The 23,107-nt window shown below is 65.2% G+C and carries 19 protein-coding genes; 1 reads left to right on the top strand and 18 read right to left on the bottom strand.

Features of this window, described 5'->3' with window-relative positions; all coding sequences use genetic code 11:
• The 7 genes from ACFOHJ_RS12330 to ACFOHJ_RS12360 all read right to left on the bottom strand — a co-directional run bounded on the left by ACFOHJ_RS12330 (position 1) and on the right by ACFOHJ_RS12360 (position 7,989).
• Positions 1 to 987: a quinone oxidoreductase family protein gene (locus tag ACFOHJ_RS12330; protein WP_378220798.1), complete on the bottom strand. Its 987-nt coding sequence runs from the start codon at positions 985 to 987 to the stop codon at positions 1 to 3.
• Positions 988 to 1,035: 48 nt separating this feature from the next.
• Positions 1,036 to 1,914 (bottom strand): ABC transporter permease, encoded by an 879-nt coding sequence (locus tag ACFOHJ_RS12335; protein ID WP_378220800.1) that lies wholly within the window; start codon positions 1,912 to 1,914, stop codon positions 1,036 to 1,038.
• Positions 1,915 to 1,916: 2 nt separating this feature from the next.
• A complete protein-coding gene (locus tag ACFOHJ_RS12340) occupies positions 1,917 to 2,933 on the bottom strand; it encodes an ABC transporter permease (RefSeq protein ID WP_378220802.1) in 1,017 nt (338 codons plus the stop codon).
• 34 nt (positions 2,934 to 2,967) lie between these two features.
• Positions 2,968 to 4,587 carry an ABC transporter substrate-binding protein gene (locus ACFOHJ_RS12345; RefSeq protein ID WP_378220803.1) on the bottom strand — a complete coding sequence of 540 codons (1,620 nt, stop codon included), beginning with the start codon at positions 4,585 to 4,587 and terminating at the stop codon, positions 2,968 to 2,970.
• A gap of 64 nt (positions 4,588 to 4,651) precedes the next feature.
• Positions 4,652 to 6,022: an allantoinase AllB gene (gene allB / locus ACFOHJ_RS12350; protein WP_378220805.1), complete on the bottom strand. Its 1,371-nt coding sequence runs from the start codon at positions 6,020 to 6,022 to the stop codon at positions 4,652 to 4,654.
• 13 nt (positions 6,023 to 6,035) lie between these two features.
• A complete protein-coding gene (locus ACFOHJ_RS12355) occupies positions 6,036 to 7,331 on the bottom strand; it encodes a Zn-dependent hydrolase (protein WP_378220807.1) in 1,296 nt (431 codons plus the stop codon).
• A 4-nt stretch (positions 7,332 to 7,335) separates the two neighbouring features.
• Positions 7,336 to 7,989: an aspartate/glutamate racemase family protein gene (locus ACFOHJ_RS12360; protein WP_378220809.1), complete on the bottom strand. Its 654-nt coding sequence runs from the start codon at positions 7,987 to 7,989 to the stop codon at positions 7,336 to 7,338.
• 170 nt (positions 7,990 to 8,159) lie between these two features.
• Between ACFOHJ_RS12360 and ACFOHJ_RS12365 the strand changes: the two genes are divergently transcribed.
• The gene (locus ACFOHJ_RS12365; protein ID WP_378220811.1) at positions 8,160 to 9,050 is read left to right on the top strand and encodes a LysR substrate-binding domain-containing protein; all 891 of its coding nucleotides are present in this window, start codon (positions 8,160 to 8,162) and stop codon (positions 9,048 to 9,050) included.
• 73 nt (positions 9,051 to 9,123) lie between these two features.
• Here ACFOHJ_RS12365 and ACFOHJ_RS12370 read toward each other — a convergent pair whose 3' ends face one another.
• The 11 genes from ACFOHJ_RS12370 to ACFOHJ_RS12420 all read right to left on the bottom strand — a co-directional run bounded on the left by ACFOHJ_RS12370 (position 9,124) and on the right by ACFOHJ_RS12420 (position 23,046).
• On the bottom strand, positions 9,124 to 9,384 hold the full coding sequence (locus tag ACFOHJ_RS12370; RefSeq protein ID WP_378220812.1) for a DUF2312 domain-containing protein: 261 nt from the start codon (positions 9,382 to 9,384) through the stop codon (positions 9,124 to 9,126).
• 102 nt (positions 9,385 to 9,486) lie between these two features.
• Positions 9,487 to 12,945, bottom strand: coding sequence for a pyruvate carboxylase (gene pyc, locus ACFOHJ_RS12375; RefSeq protein WP_378220814.1), 3,459 nt, complete (start codon positions 12,943 to 12,945; stop codon positions 9,487 to 9,489).
• A 225-nt stretch (positions 12,946 to 13,170) separates the two neighbouring features.
• Entirely contained in the window at positions 13,171 to 14,289 is a 1,119-nt protein-coding gene (locus ACFOHJ_RS12380) for a branched-chain amino acid ABC transporter substrate-binding protein (protein WP_378220816.1), read from the bottom strand.
• Positions 14,290 to 14,424: 135 nt separating this feature from the next.
• Positions 14,425 to 14,772: a DUF6867 family protein gene (locus ACFOHJ_RS12385; protein WP_378220817.1), complete on the bottom strand. Its 348-nt coding sequence runs from the start codon at positions 14,770 to 14,772 to the stop codon at positions 14,425 to 14,427.
• Between the two features lie 20 nt (positions 14,773 to 14,792).
• Positions 14,793 to 15,518, bottom strand: a complete 726-nt coding sequence (locus ACFOHJ_RS12390) for an ABC transporter ATP-binding protein (protein WP_378220818.1) — start codon at positions 15,516 to 15,518, stop codon at positions 14,793 to 14,795.
• Positions 15,518 to 16,999, bottom strand: a complete 1,482-nt coding sequence (locus ACFOHJ_RS12395; RefSeq protein WP_378220820.1) for an ATP-binding cassette domain-containing protein — start codon at positions 16,997 to 16,999, stop codon at positions 15,518 to 15,520. The genes ACFOHJ_RS12390 and ACFOHJ_RS12395 overlap by 1 nt, the downstream gene beginning before the upstream one ends.
• Positions 16,999 to 18,597, bottom strand: a complete 1,599-nt coding sequence (livM, locus tag ACFOHJ_RS12400; protein WP_378220822.1) for a high-affinity branched-chain amino acid ABC transporter permease LivM — start codon at positions 18,595 to 18,597, stop codon at positions 16,999 to 17,001. The genes ACFOHJ_RS12395 and livM overlap by 1 nt, the downstream gene beginning before the upstream one ends.
• 4 nt (positions 18,598 to 18,601) lie before the next feature.
• Positions 18,602 to 19,504: a branched-chain amino acid ABC transporter permease gene (locus tag ACFOHJ_RS12405; protein ID WP_378220824.1), complete on the bottom strand. Its 903-nt coding sequence runs from the start codon at positions 19,502 to 19,504 to the stop codon at positions 18,602 to 18,604.
• Positions 19,505 to 19,837: 333 nt separating this feature from the next.
• A complete protein-coding gene (locus tag ACFOHJ_RS12410; protein ID WP_378220825.1) occupies positions 19,838 to 20,839 on the bottom strand; it encodes a 4-hydroxyproline epimerase in 1,002 nt (333 codons plus the stop codon).
• A gap of 14 nt (positions 20,840 to 20,853) precedes the next feature.
• The gene (locus ACFOHJ_RS12415) at positions 20,854 to 22,098 is read right to left on the bottom strand and encodes an NAD(P)/FAD-dependent oxidoreductase (protein ID WP_378220827.1); all 1,245 of its coding nucleotides are present in this window, start codon (positions 22,096 to 22,098) and stop codon (positions 20,854 to 20,856) included.
• Positions 22,099 to 22,134: 36 nt separating this feature from the next.
• A complete protein-coding gene (locus ACFOHJ_RS12420; RefSeq protein ID WP_378220829.1) occupies positions 22,135 to 23,046 on the bottom strand; it encodes a dihydrodipicolinate synthase family protein in 912 nt (303 codons plus the stop codon).
• Positions 23,047 to 23,107 lie beyond the last annotated feature (61 nt).

Below are 23,107 nucleotides of genomic sequence, written 5' to 3' on the forward strand. Positions count from 1 at the left end.
CTAACGCTCCCCTGCGACACGAAGCAGGAGCTTTCCCGATACCTGCCTGGATTCGAGGCGCCGGTGCATGTCCGCCGCGCGCTCGAGCGGGAAAACCTCTTCGATGAAAATCTTCAGCCACCCGTTCTGGATGGCCTCGACGACATCGGCGACGGCCGTCGTCCACGTCGTCGAGTTGGGGTCGACATGGCCGAGATGGAAGCGGCTGAACGAGGCCGACTTGGGAACCATGCGCTCCCAGATATTGGCAAAGGGCTTGCCGCTCGCCTCGCCATAGCTGACGATATGGCCGAATTTCCGGATCGCATCGAAGCTGCGGTCGAGCGTCGCCGCGCCGACGGAATCGTAGACGAAGTCGACGCCGCGGCCGTGCGTCCATTCCAGCGCCGCCTCGGCGAAATCCTCGCGGCTGCGGTCGATGACGCGCTCGGCACCGACATCGAGCGGCCGCTTGTCCTTGCCTGCCGTTCCGACGGTGCCGAGCACCCGGCATCCGGCCTTCGTGGCAAGCTGCGTCAGGCAGAGCCCGACGCCGCCGCCGATGGCGTGGATGAGCACGATCGAGCCCCGGTGTACGCGCCCTATGTCGTGCAGCATCAGGTAGGCCGTCAGCGCCTGCAGCGGAAAGGCGGCGGCGAGGTCGAGCGGCATGTCCGGCGGCAGCGGGATGATGTCCTGGACCGGGACGATGCAGACATCCGCATAGCCGCCGTCCACCGGCAGGCAGGCGGCGACGGGCTGGCCGATTTCGAAGCCGGTGACGTTTTCGCCAAGCGCGCGGATGCGGCCCGATATCTCGCAGCCGAGAACGGCCGGATATTCGGTCGGGTGCGGATAGCTGTTGTTGCGCACCATGACGTCGGCCCAGTTGCAGCCGCAGTAGGCGACATCCACGGCGACCTCGTCGGGGCCGGGGGCAGGCGCGGGGCACTCCTCCACCTGCATGGCCTCCGGGCCTCCCGGCTGGCGGACGACGATCTTGCGCATGTCAGCTTTCCCTCGCCGTTTCGGGCGGCTTTGCGTTAGCGGGCGACATCAGTGCGGCGCCCTCGGCGACAGGGCTTCCTGGATGCCGTCGCCCAAGAGGTTGAAGGCCATCACCGTGGCGAAGATCGCGAGGCCCGGGAACGTGACCATCCACCAGTTATCGAGGAAATAGTCGCGCCCGACGGAAACCATCGAGCCCCATTCGGGCGTTGGCGGCTGGGCGCCGAGCCCGACGAAGGAAAGCCCGGCGAGGGTGAGGATCGCGTAGCCCATGTCGAGGCTGACCTGGACGATCAGCGGCGTCAGGCAGTTGCGCAGGATGTGATGCCAGGCGATGCGCAGGCGCGAGGCCCCCGCGATGACGGCGGCCTCGACATAGGCCTCGTGCTTGAGGTGGAGCGCCTGGCCGCGCACCAGCCGCGCGTACCATGGCCACCAGACGAGCGCGGTGGCCACCACGGCGTTAAACAGGCTGGGGCCCAGCGCCGCGGTCAGCGCCATCGCCAGCACCAGGGCCGGGAAGGCGAGGAACATGTCGGTGATGCGCATCAGGAGTTCGTCGAGCCATCCGCCGATGAGGCCGGCCGCGAGGCCGATGATGGTGCCCGTGAGCGAGGCGAGCGCCAGGATGCCGAACGCCGCCACCAGCGAATAGCGCGTACCGAAGATGACGCGCGAAAGGATGTCGCGGCCGTTGTCGTCGGTGCCGAACCAATGCGCGCTGCTGGGCGGCAGCAGCCGGTTCTGCGGCGCCATGGCGATCGGGTCGAGCGGGGCGATCTGCGGCGCGAACAGCGCGACCAGGATCGCGAGGACCACCAGCAAGAGGCCGATGGCGCTGAGCGGGTTGGCGAGGATGCGGTGGACCAGGCTTCGCCCGTGCGAGCGGCGCCTGGCCTGCGGCTGAGCCGTGGCGTCGTCAGCCATGTCTAGGCCACTCCGTCGAAGCTGATGCGGGGGTCGAGCATGACATAGGCGATGTCGACCAGGAGGTTGACGAACACGTAGATGACCGAGATGGCGAGCGTCACGCCCATGATGGCGGGATAGTCGAGGTTCTTGATGGCGTTGACGGCATAGAGACCGATCCCCGGCCAGTTGAAGACGACTTCGGCGAGCACGTTGCCGGCAAGCAGCGCGCCCACCTGCAGGCCGAGTATGGTGGTCGTCGGGATGAGCGCGTTGCGGAAGACATGGAAGCGCAGCACGGCGCCGGCCGGCAGGCCCTTGGCCTGCGCGGTGCGCACATAGTCGGCGTCGAGCACTTCGATCACCGAGGCGCGCATCATGCGCGAGATCACCGCGATGCTGCCCGCCGCGAGCGTGGTGGCCGGCAGGATGAGGTGGATCAGGGCCGACCGGAAGGTCTCGAAATCGCCGTCGAGAAGCGTATCGATGAGATAGAAGCCGGTGACGCCCGGCGGCTCGATGTCGAGCACACCCAGCCTGCCGCCGAGCGGCAAGATCTTGAGGTGCTGGTAGAACAGGATCTGCATGAGGATGCCGAGCCAGAAGATCGGCATCGACACGCCGCTGACGGTGACGAAGCGCATCACATGGTCGAGCGCCTTGCCATGCCTGGCGCCCGTCAGCAGGCCGATCGGCAAGCCGACCAGAACGACCAGCAACACGGCCGCGGCGGTAAGCTCGACGCTGGCCGGCAGGAACTGCCGCAGGTCGTCGAGCACCGGACGGCGGTTGGTCAGCGACATGCCGAGGTCGCCGGTCATCAGCCCCTTCATGTAGATCCAGAACTGGGTGGTGACCGGCTTGTCCAGCCCGTAGCGCTGCGCCAGTTCCTTGACCTGCTCGCCGGTGGCGTGCTGGCCCGCCATCAGCCGCGCCGGATCACCCGGCACGAGATGGGTGAGCGCGAAGGTGATGACGCTGATGCCGAGCAGCACGAAGCACAGGAACAGCAGCCGCCTGCCGATAAACCGGATCATTCGGACCTATCCTTGCAGGGGGCTGCCGCCATCGTCAGGAACTGCTCAGGTTATAGAAGTCGAGGGTCGCCGTCCGCATGCCGTTGAAGACGAAGCCCTTCAGCTTGTCGCTGGCGGGCATGCGATAGTTCTTCTCGTAGACGAACAGCGCCGGCGAATCCTCGACGATCAGCTGTTGGGCGCGGGCGTAAAGCTCGAGCCGCTTCGCCTCGTCCGGTTCCACCATGCCGGCGTCCAAGAGCTTGTCGACCTCCGGGTTGGAGTAATAGCCCCAGTTGTATCCGGCGCTGCCTTGCGCGGCGCTGTGGAACAGCGACCACAGATAATCGTAGGGCGTCGCCAGCGTCGGCCACCACACCACGCCGAAGCAGTGGTCGGCGGTCTCCGGATTGGACAGCAGGCCCGCCCAGGCTGCCGGCGACAGTTCCTGTACCTCGACCTCGATGCCGAGGTCCTTCATGTTCGACTGGAACAGTTCGCCCAGCGGCCGCTTCCAGAAATACCCCGATTCATAGGTGTATTTGAGCTTGAAGCCGCCGTTCGGCATACCGGCTTCGGCAAGAAGCTGCCTGGCCTTCTCCGGGTCGAAATCAATGACCGGCGTGTCGGCATGGCCGACGAAGGTGCTGGGGATCGGTCCGCGCGCCCGCTTGGCCTTGCCGCGCAGGGTGCCGTCGATGAAGGCGTCGTAGTTGAAGCCATGGGCAATGGCGCGCCGCACTTTCGGATCGGCGGTCGGGCCATGCTTGCAGTTCATCATCAGGTAGTAGAGGTCGAAGGAGGGCACGTTCGTAACCGTCACTCCGGGCTTGCCGTCGAGCGATTCCACCACGTCGTCGGGCATGAACAGGGCCACGTCCGTCTCGCCCTGCTCGATGAACAGGCGGGCGCTGCTGGCCTCATGCACATATTTGACGATGATGCGCTCGAAATGGTCGCCTTCCCAGCCGCGCCAGTAGTCCGGATTGCGCACCATCACCGCCTGCTGGGACTGGGTGTAGGAACGCATCATGTAGGGGCCGGTGCCGACCATGTTGCTGCGCAGCCAGCCCTGCGCGCCGTCGTCGTCCTTTTCGTTGTCGCGGATGGCCTTGGGCGAGATCATGCCGATCGTGACCAGCGCCGCGAAGGCCGACAGGAAGCCGTCCGACGGCTCGCTGAGCTTGAGAACCACGGTATCGTTGTCCGGGGTCTCGATCGAGGTCACGGCGCCGAGCGCGAAGGCGATGCCGAGCTTGATCTTGATCTGCCGCTCGATGTTGAACTTGACGGCGGCCGCGTCGAGGATCTCGCCATCGGTGAACTTCACGTTCTTGCGGATCTTGAAGGTATAGATCTTCTTGTCGTCGGAGACTTCGTAGCTTTCGGCCAGCGAGGGCGCGAACTCCAGCGTGTCGCCCTTGTAGTCCAGCAGCGATTCATAGACGCCGCGCCACAGCAGCGGCGACTGGCCGTCGAAGGATGCACCCGGATCGAGCGTCACCGCGTCGGCGCCGGAGGTGACGACGAGCGTGTCCTTGCCGGCTGCCACGGCGCGCCCGCCCATGAAGGACAGCGCGATGCCTGCGGCGCCTGCCGCCAGCACGGAACGCCTGGAGATACAGAAGGGATGCTGCGCAGTCTCGTTGGAGTTACCTGTGGTCTCAAGTGCCATGACTTCCTCCCGTAGGATCGTTGTCTCTCAGGCCCGCAACATCGCCGGGCCTGTCCCTGTCAGGTCATGCAGAGGCAGTGCCAGTCCTGCCTGGTATGAAGCGGCCGAAGCCGGGCTTCACCGTGATGGCGCCCATCGGCGCGCCGTCCTCGTAGACGGTGGTTCCGCGCACCCAGGTGCGCTTCACGCGCCCGCTGACCTTCATGCCCGCGAAGGGGGTCCATTTCTGCTTGTAGAAGGTGTGCTCGGGAACGACGGTCCATTCCTCCTCGGGATCGAACAGGAACATGTCGGCGTCGCCGCCGATGGTGATGGCGCCCTTCTTCGGATAGATGTTGAACAGCCGAGCCGGCATGGTGGCGAACAGCTGCGCCAGCCGGGTCAGCGGCACGTTGCGCTTGATGCCTTCGCCGATCAGCAACTGGTTCGCGGTCTGGATGTGGTTGAGGCCGGCGGGCGTGGTCCACACCGAATCCTGGCCGCGCAGCTTTTCCTCGATCGTGTAGGGGGCGTGGTCGGTCGCCACGCAGTCGATCTCGCCGCTTTGCAGCGCAGCCCACAGCCGGTCGGCATTTCCCGGTTCGCGCAGCGGCGGGTTGCAGAGGGCAAAGGCCCCGATCCGCTGGAAGTCCTCGGCATCGAGGAACAGGAAGTGCTGGGCGGTCTCGACGCTGATCGGATGGCCGGCGGCACGCGCCCTGGCGACGATCTCAGCCCCTTCCGGCGTGCTCGAGTGAACGACGTGCAACTGGACGCCGGTGATGGTGGCAAGGGTCACCGCCCGCTGCACGGCCTCCCATTCGGCGTAGGGGGGACGGCTTTCGGTATAGGCGCGCGGGTCGCGGCGCCCGGCGGCCTCGAGTTCCTTGGTGAGGTAGGCGATGATCTCGTTGTTCTCGCAATGCACCGCGATGCGCGAGTTGGCGGCCTTGATCGCGCGCATGCCGGCGAGCAGTTCCCCGTCCCTGACCATCGGGATTTCGGGCGAATAGGACATGAAGGCCTTGAAGCCGATCGGCTCCAGTTCCATCAGCTTGCCGACCTTGGACGAATTGTCCGGCGTCAGCGCGAGATAGAGGCCGAAATCGGCGACCGACTTCTTCGACGCCTCGGACTTCTTCAACAGGAAGGAAGGCTCGTCCTGGGTCAGCGGGTCGGTGAGCGGCATCTCGAAGACGCTGGTGATGCCGCCGGCGACGGCGGAGGCCGAGCCGGTGTAGAAATCTTCGCCCTCGGTCATGCCCGGATCGTTGAAGTGGACATGCGGATCGACGGCACCCGGGAACACCAGCCGGCCGGCCGCGTCGACCGTTTCGCGCGCCGGCATCTCTTCCGTGCTGATGGCGGCGAAGCGGCCGTCCTTCACGTAGAGATTGGCCTCGACGACGTTGCTCTCGCCAACGATTTGTCCGTTTTTGACAATCAGATCGAACATTGATGCATCCGGTTCAGTCGGTGTTGGTAACCAGCCGCGTCAGGAAACGCGACAATGCGTGCGCCGCGGTGGCGCAGTCGTTCAGGGACGAGAATTCGCGCGGGTTATGGCTGATGCCGTCCTTGCTGCGAACGAAGAACATCGCCATCGGCACATGCTCGCCCATGACCATCGCGTCGTGCCCGGCCCCGCTCGGCAGTTCGAAGGCGGCGAGGTTGACGGCGCGCATCGCTTCCGCCTGCTGCGCCTTCAGCTTTTCATCGACGGCGATCGGCGGCTGCGAAAAAGTCCGGGTCCAGGAAAGCGTCACGCCGGCCGTCGAGGCGAGACGGGTGGCGGTCTCGACGATGCGCGCCACCAGCCGTTCCAGCGGCTCGGCGGCGACATCGCGGATATCGACGCTGAAGCGCACCCTGCCGGGCACGACGTTGCTGCCGTTCGGCGACACGTTGAGCTGGCCGACGGTGGCGACGGCGGTGTCGCTGACCTGGCCGGGAAGTTCGCTAACGGCGGCGACGATGCGGCTGGCCGCGACCAGCGCGTCGCGCCGGTAGGCCATCGGCGTCGTTCCAGCGTGGCCGGCCTGCCCGGTCACGGTCATTTCCAGCGAAACCAGCCCGCAGATGCCGCTGACGATGCCGACTGGCAGGCCATGCCCCTCGAGGACGAGCCCCTGCTCGATATGGACCTCCACGAAGGCGGCGATCTGCGACAGGTCGCGCCGGGCCGCCGGAAAGTCGGCGAGCGAAAGCCCGACCTGTTCCACGGCGGAGGAAAAGCTGCGCCCGTTATGGTCGCTGACGCCGCCGAGTTGTTCGATAAGCGGCGCGCCTACGATGGCGCTGCTGCCGACGCAGCCGACATTGAAGCTGCTTCCTTCCTCTTCCGAGAAGATGACGATCTCGTAGGGGCGTTCCGGCTCGAAACCCGTAGCCTTCCACATTTCTGCGGTTTCCAGCGCCAGCAGCACGCCGAGCACGCCGTCGAAATGGCCGCCGTTGGGCACGGTGTCGATATGCGATCCGCACAGCACCACCGGCAGGTGGTCGCTCCTGCCGGCGCGGCGGCCGAAGCAGTTGCCGGCGGCGTCGCGTCGCACGGCAAGACCGGCATCGCGCATCCAGTCGCAGACGAGGTCCTTCGCCTTCTTCTCGGCCGGTGAATAGCCCGGACGGCCGGAGCCGTCCTCGGCCGTCAAGCCGATTTCGGCGATCGCGGAAAGCCGCGAAGCCAGGCGGCGGCCCGAAAAGCCGTCGAGGTCGAGGGCTTCGTCATAGTCGGGCAATAATCTTTCGATCAGCGAGGGCACGGAATCATCCTTGGGCCAGTGCGACGATGCCGATGGCCATCGCCACCGCGCTGATGCAGGGGTCGACTGCGGGCAGGCCAAGCGTTTCGCGCAGCATCGCGCGGTAGGGCGTCATGCCCGCGCAGCCGAAGACGATGGCCTCGGCCCCTTTTTCCTTGAGCCGGCGGCCCGCCGAAACCATGCGCTCGCGCGCCGTATCCGAGGTTGCGATCTCCGCCACCGGCATGTTGATCGGCTCGAAGCCGACGCAGCGCTCGAGCAGGCCATAGCCGCGCGCGAGGCGCAGATCGGCGTTCAGCGTCGCCGCATCCGTCGAAACCACGCCGAAGCGCTCGCCGAGATTGAGGGCGGTCGCCAGCCCGGCCTCGCAGATGCCGAGCACGGGCTTGGTGGTGACCTCGCGTGCGGAATAGAGCCCGGTATCGGCGAAGCAGCCGATCACGAAGGCGTCCGTCCGGTCCGATTCCTGCTCGACCAGCCGGCATAGCGGGTCGATCACGCTGTCGATGTCGCGCTGGGTCTCGATGCCGAGCGGCGTTCCCTCCAGCGAGACGCAGTCGATCCGGCAGGCGCCGGGCGCCCGAAGGGGCGAAACGCTGCGGTCCATGGCCGCGGTAAAATCGCGATTGCTGTTTGGATTGATCAGCAAAATGCGCAATTCCGGCGGTTCCTCTCCTGTTCGGCGCGGCGTGTTTGGGTGTGCCAGCCTTCAAAAAAGTATCGAAGGCTTGCATATGCTGCGAATTGCGGATTTCGTCCGGGCATATGACCTCGACAAAAGCGGTGGCACAAGCGAGAATTTCACAAGCACAAGCCTGAGAAAAATTCATGCAGATACCGTATCGCCGGCTGCCTTCGCTGAATTCGCTGCGGGCCTTCGAGGCGACCGCCCGGCAGGGTTCGATCACCCGCGCCGCGGAAGAGCTCGGCGTCACCCAGAGCGCGGTAAGCCATCAGATCAAGACGCTGGAAACCTTTACCGGGACGCCCCTTTTAACCCGGCGCGGCAATCGTTTCGCGCTGACGCCGGCGGGGCTGCGGACCATGGGCCTGCTGGGCGAGGGGTTCGATCTACTGGCCGATGCCGTCGCCGACCTGCAGTCGCCCGAAATCCGGGGCGAGGTGGTGATAAGCTGCCCGCCGGCGATGACGACGCTGTGGTTGATCAAGGCCATAACGCCCCTCCTGTCGAGCCACCCCGAATTGCGGATCGGCCTGCGCTCCTCCGTGGAATGGAAAGCCGTGATCGGCTCGGATGTCGACCTGTGCATCCGCTACGGCAACGGCGTGTGGAAGAACCACCGCACGATCCTGCTGCGCGAGGTCGAGCTTTTCCCGGTGTGCAGCCCGGCGGTGGCGGCGGGGTTGCAGTCGCCCCATGACCTGCATGGCGTGCCGCTGCTCTACGCCAACGACGACAACGACTGGGAGACCTGGTTTTCCTGCGTCAAGATGAGCACCATGCCGCAGATCAGACACTATATGGGCAACGATTTCCTGGCCATCGAGACGGCCGCGAACGGCTTCGGCGTGGCCATCGGCGACGATGTCACCTGCCGGTACTATCTGGACAGGGGCGTGCTGGTGCGGCCGTTCGCCGAGCGGAAAAAGTCCAACCGCTCCTTCTATCTCATCGAGCGCAACCGCCCGAACCAGAACATCGCGATCAGGACCGTGAAGGAATGGATCCTGAACAATTTCAGCAAGGACTGGGATTAGACGGCAGCCATCCGCAACCGTGGGCCACCCTGTTCGGGGCGGCCCACAAAGATCGTGCCGGCGAAGCCTGCGGCTACACCATGCCGAGGGCGGCCTTGTAGAGGTCGAGGATCGATTCCGCCTCCTCCCGCTCGGCCTGGTCCTGCTTGCGCAACCGCACGAGCGTGCGGATCGCCTTGGTATCGAAGCCGGTGCCCTTCGCCTCGGCATAGACTTCCTTGATGTCGTCGGCGATCGTCTTCTTCTCTTCCTCGAGACGCTCGATGCGCTCGATGAAGGCGCGCAACTGGCCGGCGGCGACCGTCTGCGAGGAATCCGTTACTTCGTCGGCCATGTCATTCTCCAAACTGTCTACGCGCCGCGACTCGGCAGGAAGCGGCGATGATTTCGCGCCGGTTCGATGCCCGACCGGCCCCGGCCGGTCAAGCCGTTATTGTCAGCCAAAGACGACCAGGAGATCCTTGGCGTCGATCTGGTCGCCGGCCTTGACCAGCACCTCTTCCACCGTGCCGTCGCGTTCGGCGTGCAGCGCGGTTTCCATCTTCATCGCCTCGATCGACAGCAGCACGTCGCCGGCCTTGACCGCCTGTCCGGCCGCCACCGAAACGCCCGAGACCACGCCCGGCATCGGCGCGCCGACATGGCTGTCGTTGCCGGGCTCGGCCTTGCGCCGCACCTTGGCCGCCGACGCGCCATGCGCGCGATCCGGCACCTTGATCCGGCGCGGCTGGCCGTTCAGTTCGAAGAACACCGTCGCCATGCCCTTTTCGTCGACCTCGGCGGTGCCCAGGCAGCGGATGATCAGCGTCTTGCCCTTCTCGATCTCGACGAAAATCTCGTCCTCGGGGCGCATGCCGTAGAAATAGGTGGGCGTCGGCAGCACGCTGACCGGCCCGTAAATCTCCTGCGCGGCGGCGAAATCCGAGAACACCTTCGGATACATCAGCCAGGAGGCGAATTCCTGCTCTGACAGTTTGCGGCCGATCTTCTCCTCGATTTCCTCCCGGTCGCCTTCGAGGTCGGCGGGGGCGAGCAGGGAGCCCGGCCGCACCGTGTAGGGCTTGTCGCCCTTCAACGCCTTCTTCTGCAAGGCCTTCGGCCATCCGCCCGGCGACTGGCCAAGGTCGCCGCGCAGCATCGAAACCACCGATTCCGGGAAGGCGATGTCGCGGTCGGGGTTCTCCACGTCGGCGACGGTGAGTTCCTGGCTCACCATCATCAGCGCCATGTCGCCGACCACCTTGGAGGAGGGCGTGACCTTGACGATGTCGCCGAACATCAGGTTGACGTCGTGATAGGTCTGCGCCACCGCGTGCCAGCGGGTTTCCAGCCCGAGCGAGCGCGCCTGCTCCTTGAGGTTGGTGAACTGCCCCCCCGGCATTTCGTGCAGGTAGACCTCGGAAGCCGGGCCCTTAAGGTTGTTCTCGAAGGCGGCGTACTGGTTGCGCACCGATTCCCAGTAGAAGGAAATCTTGCGGATCCACTGCTGGTCGAGTTCGGGGTCGCGCTCGCTCCCCTTGAGCGCCTCGACGATGGAGCCGAGGCAGGGCTGCGAGGTGTTGCCGGAGAAGGAATCCATCGCCGCATCGACGGCATCGACGCCGGCGTCCACCGCCGCCAGCACGGTCGCGGCCGACAGGCCGGAGGTGTCGTGGGTGTGGAAATGGATCGGCAGGTCGGTCGCTTCGCGCAGCGCCTTGAACAGTACGCGCGCGGCCGCCGGCTTGAGCAACCCGGCCATGTCCTTGACCGCGATGATATGCGCGCCGGCCGCCTCCAGTTCGCCGGCCAGGCCGACATAGTAGTTGAGGTCGTATTTGGCCCGCGCGGGGTCGAGGATGTCGCCGGTATAGCACATCGCCGCTTCGCACAGCTTGCCCTCGGCGATCACCGCGTCCATGGCGACGCGCATGTTCTCGACCCAGTTCAGGCAGTCGAAGACGCGGAACAGGTCGATGCCGCCGCTCGCCGCCTGCCTGACGAAGTGCTGTACGACGTTGTCGGGATAGTTGGTGTAGCCGACGCCGTTGGCGCCGCGCAGCAGCATCTGCAACAGGATGTTGGGCGCCCGTTCGCGGATCAGCGCCAGCCGTTCCCACGGGTCCTCGGTCAGGAAGCGCATGGCGACGTCGAAGGTCGCGCCGCCCCAGCATTCGAGCGACAGAAGCTGCGGCAGGGCGCGTGCATAGGTGCCGGCAATGGCGGCGATGTCATGCGTGCGAACACGGGTGGCGACGAGCGACTGGTGGCCGTCGCGCATCGTGGTGTCGGTGACCAGCACCTTTTTCTGCTCGCGCATCCACTGGCCGAATTTCTGCGGCCCCAGCGCATCGAGCTTGTCGCGGGTGCCTTCGGGGATGGCGCTGGTCAGCCAGGGAATGGCGGGGGCCGCGGCACTCGCGCTCGGCCGCGCCCGGCCCCGTGTCTCGGGGTGGCCGTTCACCGTGACGTCGGCGAGATAGTTCAGGAGCTTGGTGGCGCGGTCCTGGCGCTTCACATGCGCGAACAGTTCCGGCGTGTTGTCGATGAACTTGGTTGTGTAGGAATTGTCGACGAAGTTCGGATGGGTGATGATCGCTTCGAGGAAGGTGAGGTTGGTGGCGACGCCGCGGATGCGGAACTCGCGCAGGGCGCGGTGCATGCGGCTGATCGCTTCGTCCGGCGTGCGGCCCGAGGCCGTCACCTTGACCAGCAGCGGGTCGTAGTAGCGGGTGATGATCGCGCCCGTATAGGCGGTGCCGCCGTCAAGCCGGATGCCGAAGCCCGCCGCCGAGCGATAGCCGGTGATGCGGCCGTAGTCGGGGATGAAATTCTGCTCCGGATCCTCGGTGGTGATGCGGCACTGCAAGGCGTGGCCATGTAGCCGGATATCCGCCTGCGCCGGCACGCCGGATTCGCGCGTGCCGATGGCGGCGCCGTCGAGGATGTGGATCTGCGCCTTGACGATGTCGATGCCGGTCACCTGCTCGGTGACGGTATGCTCGACCTGGATGCGCGGATTGACCTCGATGAAGTAGAATTTTCCGCTGTCGGCATCCTGCAGGAACTCGACCGTGCCCGCGCCGACATAGTCGGTCGCCTTGGCGATCTCCAGCGCATAGGAGCACAGCTCCTCCCGCAGTTCCTGCGACAGGTAGGGGGCAGGCGCGCGCTCGACGACCTTCTGGTTGCGGCGCTGGATCGAGCAATCGCGCTCGAACAGGTGGACCGCATTGCCGTGGGTGTCGCCCAGCACCTGCACCTCGACATGGCGGGCGCGCTCGACCAGCTTTTCGAGGTAGACCTCGTCCTTGCCGAAGGCGGCCATCGCCTCGCGCTTGCCTTCCATCACCTCGCGGGCGAGGTCGGCCTCGGCGCGGATGACGCGCATGCCGCGGCCGCCGCCGCCCCATGAGGCCTTGAGCATCAGCGGGTAGCCGATCTCGGCGGCAAGCTTCTTGACCACCGCCATGTCGTCCGGCAGCGGCTCCGTCGCCGGCACGACCGGGACCCCGACTTCGATGGCGAGGTTGCGCGCCGCTACCTTGTTGCCGAGCCGGCGCATCGTCTCCGGCGTCGGCCCGATGAAGACGATGCCGGCCTGGGCGCAGGCCTCGGCGAATTCCGGGCTTTCCGACAACAGGCCGTAGCCCGGATGGATGGCGTCCGCCCCGGAAAGCCTGGCGACGCGCAGGACTTCCTCGATCGACAGGTAGCTCTCGATCGGCCCCATGTCGCGCGCCAGCCACGGGCCGCGCCCGACCTGGTAGCTTTCGTCGGCCTTGAAACGGTGCAGCGAGTATTTGTCTTCCTCGGCCCAGATCGCCACGGTTTTTATGCCGAGCTCGTTGGCCGCGCGGAACACGCGGATCGCGATTTCGGACCGGTTGGCGACAAGGATTTTGGTGATGGCCAAGAGGGTGCTCCGTAATAGGCGATGGGCGGGGGAATGCATAGCGCGAAAATGCTGCAGTGCAAACAAAATTGCCCGCGCAAGCCGCGCCGGCTTATTTTCCTGCGTGGAGGGCACCGTTCATGCAGACGTGGCCTTCAGGGTGATGGAACTGCTTGGGTGCGGGCTGCCGCCCAAACAAAAATGCCCGGCGCAAGCGCCGGGCATTTCCTTGAAGCCTGAAGGCTCTTAGTCGATCTGGACGTAGTTGTACTTGCCGTCGTCGCCCTTCTTCCACTCGTAGACGACATAGTCGGCGTCGGTACGGTCACCCTTTTCGTTGAACGAGATTTCACCGATAACCGTCTTGAACGGGCCCTTCTCCTTGATCGCCTTGGCGACTTCCTGCGGATCGTTGGTGCCGGCAGCCGTGGCAGCCTCGGCGATGATCTGCGTGGCAGCGTAGGAGTATAGCGTGTAGGCTTCCGGTTCGAAGCCGGCGGCACGGAACTTCTCCACCACTTCCTTGGCGGCCGGGTTCAGGCGGGGGTCCGGAGCGAAGGTGTTGAGGGTTCCGGCAACCGCGTCGCCGGCGATCGAGGCGAGCTCGTTCGAGACGATGCCGTCACCCGAGAACAGCGGCGCCTTCAGGCCCTGGTCCGCCGACTGGCGGATGATCAGGCCGGCTTCCGGATGCAGGCCGCCCCAGTAGATCAGGGTCACGCCGGCCTGCTTCATCTTGGCGATGAGGGCCGAGTAGTCCTTGTCGCCGACGTTGACGCCTTCATACATGACTTCCTGGATGCCGAGCTTGTTCAGCGACGCCTTGGTGGCGTCGGCGAGGCCCTGGCCATAAGGCGTCTTGTCATGGATGACGGCGATCTTGGCGTCCTTGAAGTGCTCGGCGATGTAGGCGCCGGCAACGTCGCCCTGCTGGTCGTCACGGCCGCAGACGCGGATGGTGTTCCACAGGCCGGCATCGGTGAACTTCGGGTTGGTGGCGGCCGGCGTCACTTCCAGGATGCCGTTTTCGGCATAGACCTCGGAAGCCGGGATCGACACGCCCGAGTTGAAGTGGCCGACGACGAACTTGACGCCGTCAGCGACGAACTTGTTGGCAACCGAGATACCCTGCTTGGGGTCCGACACGTCGTCGCCGACGGTCAGCTTGATCTGCTCGCCGTTCATGCCGCCGGCCGCGTTGATGTCGGCGACCGCCATTTCGGCGCCCTTCTGAAGCTGCGCGCCGAAGGCCGCGTTCGGACCCGTGATCGGGGCGCCGACGCCTATCAGGACGTCCGCCCACGCACTGCCGCTGAACGCCAGCATGGCCGTCAGCGCAACGGCGGACAAGAGTGACTTTTTCATATAACGCTCCCATTTACGGGGTGGACCAGGATGATGCCTTCATGCGATGCCCACCCAATATCGCAGAAAGTGCAGTTTGCCGATTTTCCGGGCGTTGTCACCTTAATCATGCCCGGAACCGTGCAATCGTGAACCTCAACTCTTGGACTTCCAACTAAGGACCGAAGCCCTTTCGTAAAGCCAGTGGTATTGAGAGACCATCTGGTTCGTTCGTGTGTACCGGAACCCGACGAAACCCACGATCATCAGGACAATGGTGTCGACGAGATAGTATTGCGGCGAAAACATCGTGCCGTTGAACAGCGCGTGATGGATGAAGCGCACCGCGATGCCGAGGCCGAGCAAGTAGAGGAACAGGCTGACCAGCGGCCGCCAGGTCTGCGCGCAGGCCTTGCCCGTCATCCACGCGGCCCACCCGCCGAGCAGGCAGGTGACGAAGAAGAATTGCCAGATGGAGGGTTCTTCATGGAGAATGCCCTGCATGTCGATCACTCCCAACGTTGCTAGCGGCCGCCTTCGAGATAGGCGGCACGCACTTCCGGATTGGCCAGAAGCTCCTGCCCGGTTCCGCTCATCGTCACATTGCCGTTGACCATGACATAGCCGCGCGTGGCGAGCTTGAGCGCGCCGAAGGCGTTCTGCTCGACCAGGAACACGGTCAGCCCCTGGGTCCGGTTCAGTTCGCGGATGGCGTCGAAGATCTGCTTGACGATCAGCGGCGCCAGGCCAAGCGACGGCTCGTCCAGCAAAAGCAGCTTGGGACGTGCCATCAACGCGCGGCCGATCGACAACATCTGCTGCTCGCCGCCCGAAAGCGTGCCGCCGCGCTGGGCGATGCGCTCCTTCAGCCGCGGGAACAGCGTGAACACCTTCTCGACGTCCTCATCGAAATATTTGAGGTTGTCGAGGCTCGCCCCCATCTGCAGGTTTTCCATCACCGTCATGCGCGGGAAGATGCGGCGGCCTTCCGGCGACTGGGCGATGCGCAGGCGCGCGATCTTGTGCGTCGGCATGCCGGTGATGTCGGTTCCGGCAAACACGATGCTGCCGGAGCGCGCGCGCGGCGCGCCGAAGATGGTCATCATCAGCGTCGACTTGCCGGCACCGTTGGCGCCGATCAGCGCCACGATCTCGCCTTCGTGGACATCGACATTGACGCCGCTCAGCGCCCGGATGTTGCCGTAGTAGGTGTGAACGCCCTTGATATCGAGCAGCGTCTTGCCGGCCATTATTTACGCCCTCCGCGCTTGCCTGCGGCCGGTGCCGCCTTGCCCTTCGCCGCCGCCTTTCCGGCGGCCTTGTCCAGGGCCTTCGCCTGGCCGATCCAGTCCTCGCGGGCAATGCGTCCGTCGAAGGCGAGATAGGCTTCCGCCGCCTCGATATCGGCCTTCTTCCATGCCGCGATCTGGTCGAAATGGAAGATGCCGTGCTCGTTGAGCTTCTTCTGGTTGACCGGCCCGATGCCCTTGATGGCCAGCAGGTCGTCAGGCTTGCCGCCGCGCGGCGCAGCCAGCCGGTTGGAAATGCCCTTCGCGGGCGCTGCCGGCTTGGCGGCGGGTTTCGCGGCCGGGGCCGGGCTCTTCGCCGGCTTGGCTCCGGCGGTTGCGGCCGGCTTCGCCGCAGTCTTTGCGGGGGGTGATTTCGGCGCCGTCTTCCTCGCCGGCCTGGCCGATGCCTTGGCGGCGGCATCCGCCTGTTCGGCTTTCGACGCGCCCTTCGAGACGGTCACCCGCTCGTCGTCCCGATGGCCGACGGTCTCGCTCACCGGGCCGGCCAGCATGGAGGCGGAAGCTTCCGGTCCCTGCTCTGGATCGGGGCCGGCGTCCAGCTGCTCGAGCACTTCGTCGTCGCCGACCTCGGTCAGCACGGTCTCGACCTCCTCGTCGTCGACACCGAGATAGGCGGCGATGACGCGGGGGTCGGTCTTGACCGATTCCGGGTTTCCGTCGGCGATCTTGCGTCCGTATTCCAGCACCACCACGTGGTCGGAAATCTGCATGACCACCGACATGTCGTGCTCGATCAGGAGGATCGAGGTGCCGGTATTGCTCTTGATGTCCATCAGCAGCGTGTTGAGCGCCAGCGATTCCCTGGGGTTGAGGCCGGCGGCCGGCTCGTCCAGGCAAAGAAGCTCCGGCTCGGTGCACATGGCGCGCGCGATTTCCAGCCGGCGCTGCGCGCCGTAGGGCAGGTCGCCGGCGGGGTCGTCGGCGCGGTCGGTAAGGTCGGCCTTCTCCAGCCACATCTTGGCGAACTCGATCGATTCGGCCGACGCATGGCGGTAGCCGCCGATGCCGAGCAGGCCCATTATCGTATAGCCGGAAGCCTTCATCAGCTTGTTGTGCTGCGCTACCAGCAGGTTTTCCAGCACGGTCATGCCGGAGAACAGGCGGATGTTCTGGAAGGTGCGGGCGACCTTGGCCTTGGCCGTGATCTGGAAGTCGGGCATGCGCTCCAGCAGGAACTCGTTGCCCTGCCGGCCGGTGAAGCGGATCATGCCCTCGGTCGGCTTGTAGAAGCCGGTGATGCAGTTGAACACCGTCGTCTTGCCGGCGCCGTTGGGGCCGATCAGCGCGGTGATCTCACCGCGCCTGGCCGCGAACGACAGGTCGCCGATGGCGATCAGGCCGCCGAACTTCATCGACAGGTGTTCGAGTTGGAGAATGTTTTCAGTCATGGCGCTCGTCGTCACCGCTGGATTGCTTGTCATCAGCCGTGCCCTTCCTTGGTGAAGGACGCAGATACGGCCTTGCGCTCCTTGAGGAACGCGGTCGGCTCACGGCTGCCGACGAAACCGCGCGGCTTCCACACCATGACGATGACCATGGCCAGGCCAAACAGCAGCATGCGGTAAAGCTCCGGCGTGAAGTCCGGCCCGAACACGACCTTGAGGAAGTCCAGTTCGCGCAGGATTTCGGTGCCGCCGATCATGACCACGGCGGCGATCGCGATGCCGACCAGCGACCCCATGCCACCGAGCACGACGATGGCGAGGATGATCGCCGATTCCAGGAAGATGAAGGACTCGGGGCTGACGAAGCCTTGGCGCGCCGCGAAGAAGGCGCCGGCGAAGCCGCCGAACATGGCGCCGGTGGCGAAGGCGGTCAGCTTCGTCGTGGTGGTGTTGATGCCGAGCGAGCGGCAGGCGATCTCGTCCTCGCGCAGCGCCTCCCAGGCGCGGCCGACGGGCATCGCCCGCAGCCGGATGGTGACGAAGGCCGTCAGCAGGCACAAAAGCAGGATCAGGTAGTAGAGGAAGATCTTGTAGTAGGCGCCCGACTGGGCGATGCCCAGCACCTTGGAGATGTAGTTCGGGTCGGAGACGTTGAACGACATCAGCCCGAAGAACGACACTTTCGGAATGCCCGAGATGCCGGCCGAGCCGTTGGTGACCTCGCGCCAGTTGATCAGCACCATGCGGATGATCTCACCGAAGGCGAGCGTCACGATGGCGAGATAGTCGCCGCGCAACCTCAACACCGGGAAGCCGAGGATCACGCCCCAGAAGGCGGCCATGATGCCCGCCGCCGGCAGCAGGATCCAGAAGGATAGCCCGTATTGCGACCCGAGCAGCGCATAGGCGTAGGCGCCCACCGCGTAGAAGGCGACGTAGCCGAGGTCGAGCAGGCCGGCGAGGCCGACGACGATGTTCAGCCCCCAGGCCAGCATCACGTAGATGAGGATCTGGATGCCGAAATTGTCGACCCATTTCAGCGAGCCTTGGAAACCGGCCGCCATCGATCCCGACAGGATCGCCAGCGCCAGCACGATCACCACCGGATAGAGCGCCAGCACGCTGATGCCGAGCGCCGAGAAATGGGCGTGGATGAAGGTGCGGAAGTAATAGAGCACCGAGGCCAGCGCGTAGATGATGGCCAGTGCCCGCAGGAACCGCACATAGCCCGCCACATGGGCGCCGAGCATGCCGTCCAGCGACCCGGAAGCCGCGAACAGCACGCCGGCGATAACCAGCGAGGCGATGAAATAGGGCAGTTGGAAGAAATGCGAGGCCGCGCTCGTGGGCAGCAGCCCCGTCGCGGCGTCGACCGTCTTCTGGCGCGCCATGAAGGGCAGCAGGTAGGCGACGAAGCAGAAACGCCCCACCATGGTGATGGCGATGACGATGGCGAGCAGGCCCCAGCGCTGCACCAGCACCAGTTCGTTGCGGATGTTCTGGTCGGTCTTCAGGCCGATCAGGAGGGCGAAGCAGGCGAAGGCCATGAGGCCGGCGACCAGCGCCTCGCGGAAGGCGCGGGCATAGGGCGCGGCGGTGGCGGACTGCTGCGTGGGAAGCGTCGTGGTGGTCATGGACTCAGACCTTTTCGACTTCTGGCCGGCCCAGTATGCCGGAAGGAAGGAAGATCAGCACGATGGCCAGGATGGAAAACGCCGCCACGTCCTTGTAGTCGATCGAGAAATAGGCCGACCACATGCTCTCGATGAAGCCGATCATCAGCCCGCCGATGACGGCGCCCGGGATGGAGCCGATGCCGCCGAGAACCGCGGCCGTGAATGCCTTCACGCCGGGCACGAAGCCGTCCGAGAACACGACGACGCCGTAATACATGAGGAACAGCGTGCCGGCGACGCCGGCCAGTGCCGCGCCGATGATGAAGGTGATCGAGATCGTCTTGTCGACGTCGATGCCGAGCAGGGCGGCCATCTTCTGGTCCTGCTCGCAGGCGCGCTGGGCGCGGCCGAGCGAGGTGTGGTTGACGAGATAGGAGAACACGATGAGCAGCACGGCGGTGACCAGCACGATCACGATCTGCTTCAGCGACACGCTGACGCCGTAGATGTTGTAGACCTCGCTGATCAGCGGCGGGATCGGCTTGTTGCGCGGGCCCTGCGTGACCTGCACGAAGTTGGACAGGGCGATCGACATGCCGATGGCGGTGATCAGCGGCGCCAGCCGGAAGGAACCGCGCAGCGGCCGGTAGGCCACCTTCTCGATCACCCAGTTGTAGATGCCAACTAGGATCATCGACACGATCATCATGATCAGCAGGGCGATCACCACGGGAACCGAGTAGAAGAGGGCGCCGAGGATCAGGAACACGATCAAGGCGACGAAGGCCCCGACCATGAAGATGTCGCCATGGGCGAAGTTGATCATCCCGACGATGCCGTAGACCATGGTGTAGCCGATCGCGATCAGCCCATAGATGGATCCCAGCGTCAGCCCGTTGATAAGCTGCTGGACGAAGTACTGCATGTTTAAGCGGCTCCCCTGGAATGTCGCCCCTTATGGACGCATTCCTTTTCGTATTTCCCCTAGTCGTAAAGTTTCGAAACCGGATTGCAACGTGATTTTTCGATCACGAAACGCGTTTGTGCAGCAATCAGCCCCAGAACGCTTCCTCGCATCCGACCCGTGGACTACGGCGGACCATAGCCTTGGCATACCCCAATGTCTTTGCTGATTCGACTCCCGTTTGCATCTTTTTTCGAAGGAACCGCGATCAAAATCGATTGATTAGGAGAATTGTTGCAAGACTCGATCTGAATGGTCTTGCGCCTGCGTTGCCTGCTGAGGGGCTGATTTCCCTTATTTCACCACGAAGCCGTGGGCGAACGGATCGCGGTCGTCGATGAAGATCGTGTTGAGGCCGGTCATGCGCGCCCAGCCGCCGATGGAGGGGATGATGGCCTTCTTCCCGGCCAGCGTGACTTCCTTTTCCACCCGGCCCTTGAACAGCGAGCCGATGATGGATTCATGCACGAAATCGTCGCCCGCCTTCAGCCTACCCTTGGCGTGAAGCTGCGCCATGCGCGCCGACGTGCCGGTGCCGCAGGGGCTGCGGTCGATGGCCTTGTCGCCGTAGAAGACGGCGTTGCGGGCATGGGCGCCTTCCACGGTCGGGGCGCCGGTCCACAGCATGTGCGACAACCGGTTGATGTCCGGGTTCTCGGGATGGACGAAGCTGTATTTCTCGTTCAGCCGCTGGCGCACCACCGGGCTCCAGGCGATCAGGTCGCCGGCCGAATAGTCGGCCATGTCGCGATAATTGTCCTGCGGCTCGACGATGGCGTAGAAGTTGCCGCCATAGGCGACGTCGACCCGGATCTCGCCGAGCTGCGGACACTCCACCGTCAAGCCCTCGGCATAGAGGAAGGACGGCACGTTGGTGATGCGCACTTCCTCGACATGCTCGCCGACCTGGCGGTATTCGGCCGTCACCAGCCCCGCCGGCGTGTCGAGCCGCAACTGGCCCGGCACCTTCGGCGTGATCAGGCCCTGCTCGATGCCCATCGTCACGGTGCCGATGGTGCCGTGGCCGCACATGGGCAGGCAGCCGGAGGTTTCGATGAACAGGATGGCGACGTCGCAATCCTCGCGCGTCGGCGGATAGAGGATCGAGCCGGACATCATGTCGTGGCCGCGCGGTTCGAACATCAGTCCGGTGCGGATCCAGTCGTACTCGGCCAGGAAGTGCGCACGCCGCTCCATCATTGTCGAGCCTTCCAGCCTCGGGCCGCCGCCCGCCACCAGCCGCACCGGATTGCCGCAGGTATGGCCGTCTACGCAGAAGAAGGAGTGTCTGGCCATGGTCGGGGATGCCTCTAGAAGCGTTGTGGGCTGAAGGGTGAGAGATCGAGCGCCGGATTTTGCTCCAGAACCAGATCGCGGATCAAGCGCGCGGTCGCGGCGGCCTGGGTAAGGCCGAGATGGCCGTGGCCGAAGGCGTAGATGACCGGGCGATGGCGGGGGGCACGGCCGATGACCGGGCGCGAGTCGGGCAGTGAGGGGCGATAGCCCATCCATTCGCGGCCGCCGCCCGGGTCGAGCCCCGGCAGGAATTTTTGCGCCTTGGCGAGCAGCGCCTTCGAGCGCGCGTAGTTCGGCGGCCGCTCGATACCGCCCAGTTCGACCGCGCCGCCGACGCGCAGGCCGGTCGACAGCGGCGTGATGACGAAGCCGTGGCCGCCGAAGATGAGCTGCCTTTTCACGTCGAAGGCTGTTGGCGGCAGCGTCGTGTTATAGCCACGCTCGGTTTCGAGCGGGATCGCGTCGCCGAGGTTCCTCGCCAGGAGATGCGACCATGCACCGGCCGCCAGCACCAGCGTCCTTGCCTGCCGCCGCGCCCCGCCGGCCAGCGTCAGCGTCGCGCCGTCGCCTTCGGGGTCGATGCGTTCGATGCGGGCCTTTTCGAAGCGCGCGCCCTTTTTCTCCGCGTAGGCCCACACCGCCTTGCCCAGCAGCTTCGGGTCGGCGACGGTCTTCCAGCCGGGAACGAAGGTGCCCTTGACAAAGCGCGGCGACAGGCCAGGCTGGAGGGTGGCGAGTTCCTCGCCCTCGACATGGCGGTAGACGATGCCGAAGCGGTCGCGCGCCGCCCAGCCGGGAAGCGAGGCGCGAAACTCGGCGTCGCTCTCATAGAGCTCGAGCGACCCGTCCTCGCGCAGCATGGAGCGGGTGCCGGAACGCTCCATCAGGCTCGCCCATTCGGCTTCGGCCAGCCTCATCAGGCCGGCCTGCGCCGCGAGCGCCGTCTCATATTGGCCGGCCGCGCCCGCGCGCCAGAAACGGTACAGCCACGGCAGCAGCTTCGGCAGGTAGGCCGGCGGGATGGAAAGCGGCCCGAGCGGATCGGCGAGCCATTTCGGCAGGTTGCGGATCATGCCCTTCTGGGCAAGCGGCAGCACGTCCGAAAAGGCGAAGGCGGCGGCGTTGCCGGAACTCGTCTCCTCGCACAGGCCGGTGCGGTCGAAGACTGTCACGGATTTCCCCGCCTCCGCCAGATAGGCCGCCGCGCAGATGCCGATGATGCCGCCGCCGATGATGGCGATGTCGTGATCGGCATTCATTCGCATTCACCCTGGCCTGACTGCCGCGACTTCAGATTACGCCGCCTTGGCCAAACCCAGCTTCGGCAGTTCGGGGCGTTTTGCCAGCGCGTCCTTGATGATCTTTTCGACGGCCTTGCGGCGCTCGCCGAACAGCGGTTGGCGCGGCATGCGCACGCGGTCGTTGGTGCCGATGGCATGGACCTCGGCCAGCTTGATGTTCTGGACCAGATAGGTCGAGACATCGAGGTCGAGCAGCGGGCGGAACCAGCGGTAGATGGCAAGAGCTTCCTCGCGGCGGCCTTCCTTCATCAACTGGTAGATCGCCACCGTCTCCTTCGGGAAGGCGACGACCAGCCCGGCGACCCAGCCGACGCAGCCGACCGACAGCGCCTCGAAGGCGAGGTTGTCGACGCCGGTCAGCACGTTGTAGCGGTCGCCGAAATGGGTGAGGATCTCGGTCGCGCGGCGGATGTCGTCCGACGATTCCTTGATCGCCACGAAGTGCTTGTCCTTGGCCAGTTCCTCCATGTCGGCCACGGTGACGTCGACGCGGTAGGCCACGCGGTTGGAGTAGATCATCACCGGCAGGTCGCCGGCGGCGGCGACCGCCTTCAGCGCGTCCACCGTTTCCTTCGGGTTGGTGTGATAGATCGGCGAGGGCACGATCATCAGCCCGTCGGCGCCTTCCCTGGCCGCGCGCCTGGCGATGCTGGCGGCCTCGCGCGTTGCCGCCTCGTTGACGGTCAGCAGCACCGGCTTCTTGCCGGCCACCCTGCGGGCCGTCCTCAGCACCTCGATCTTCTCGTCATGCGACAGCATCGGGCCTTCGCCGAGCGAGCCGGCGACGATCAGGCCGTCGCAGCCGGCGTCCATCTGCAGGCCGAGGCAACGCTCCATCTCGGCATGGTCAAGGCCATCGTCCTCGGTGAACTTGGTCGTAACGGCAGGGATAACTCCGGTCCACATGATGCGCTCTCCATCTGATATATCTATCATATATCAAACTCCGGCCAGGGCTGTCAATGAG

Source organism: Aquamicrobium soli (assembly GCF_042646345.1).
Lineage (GTDB): Bacteria > Pseudomonadota > Alphaproteobacteria > Rhizobiales > Rhizobiaceae > Mesorhizobium > Mesorhizobium soli_A.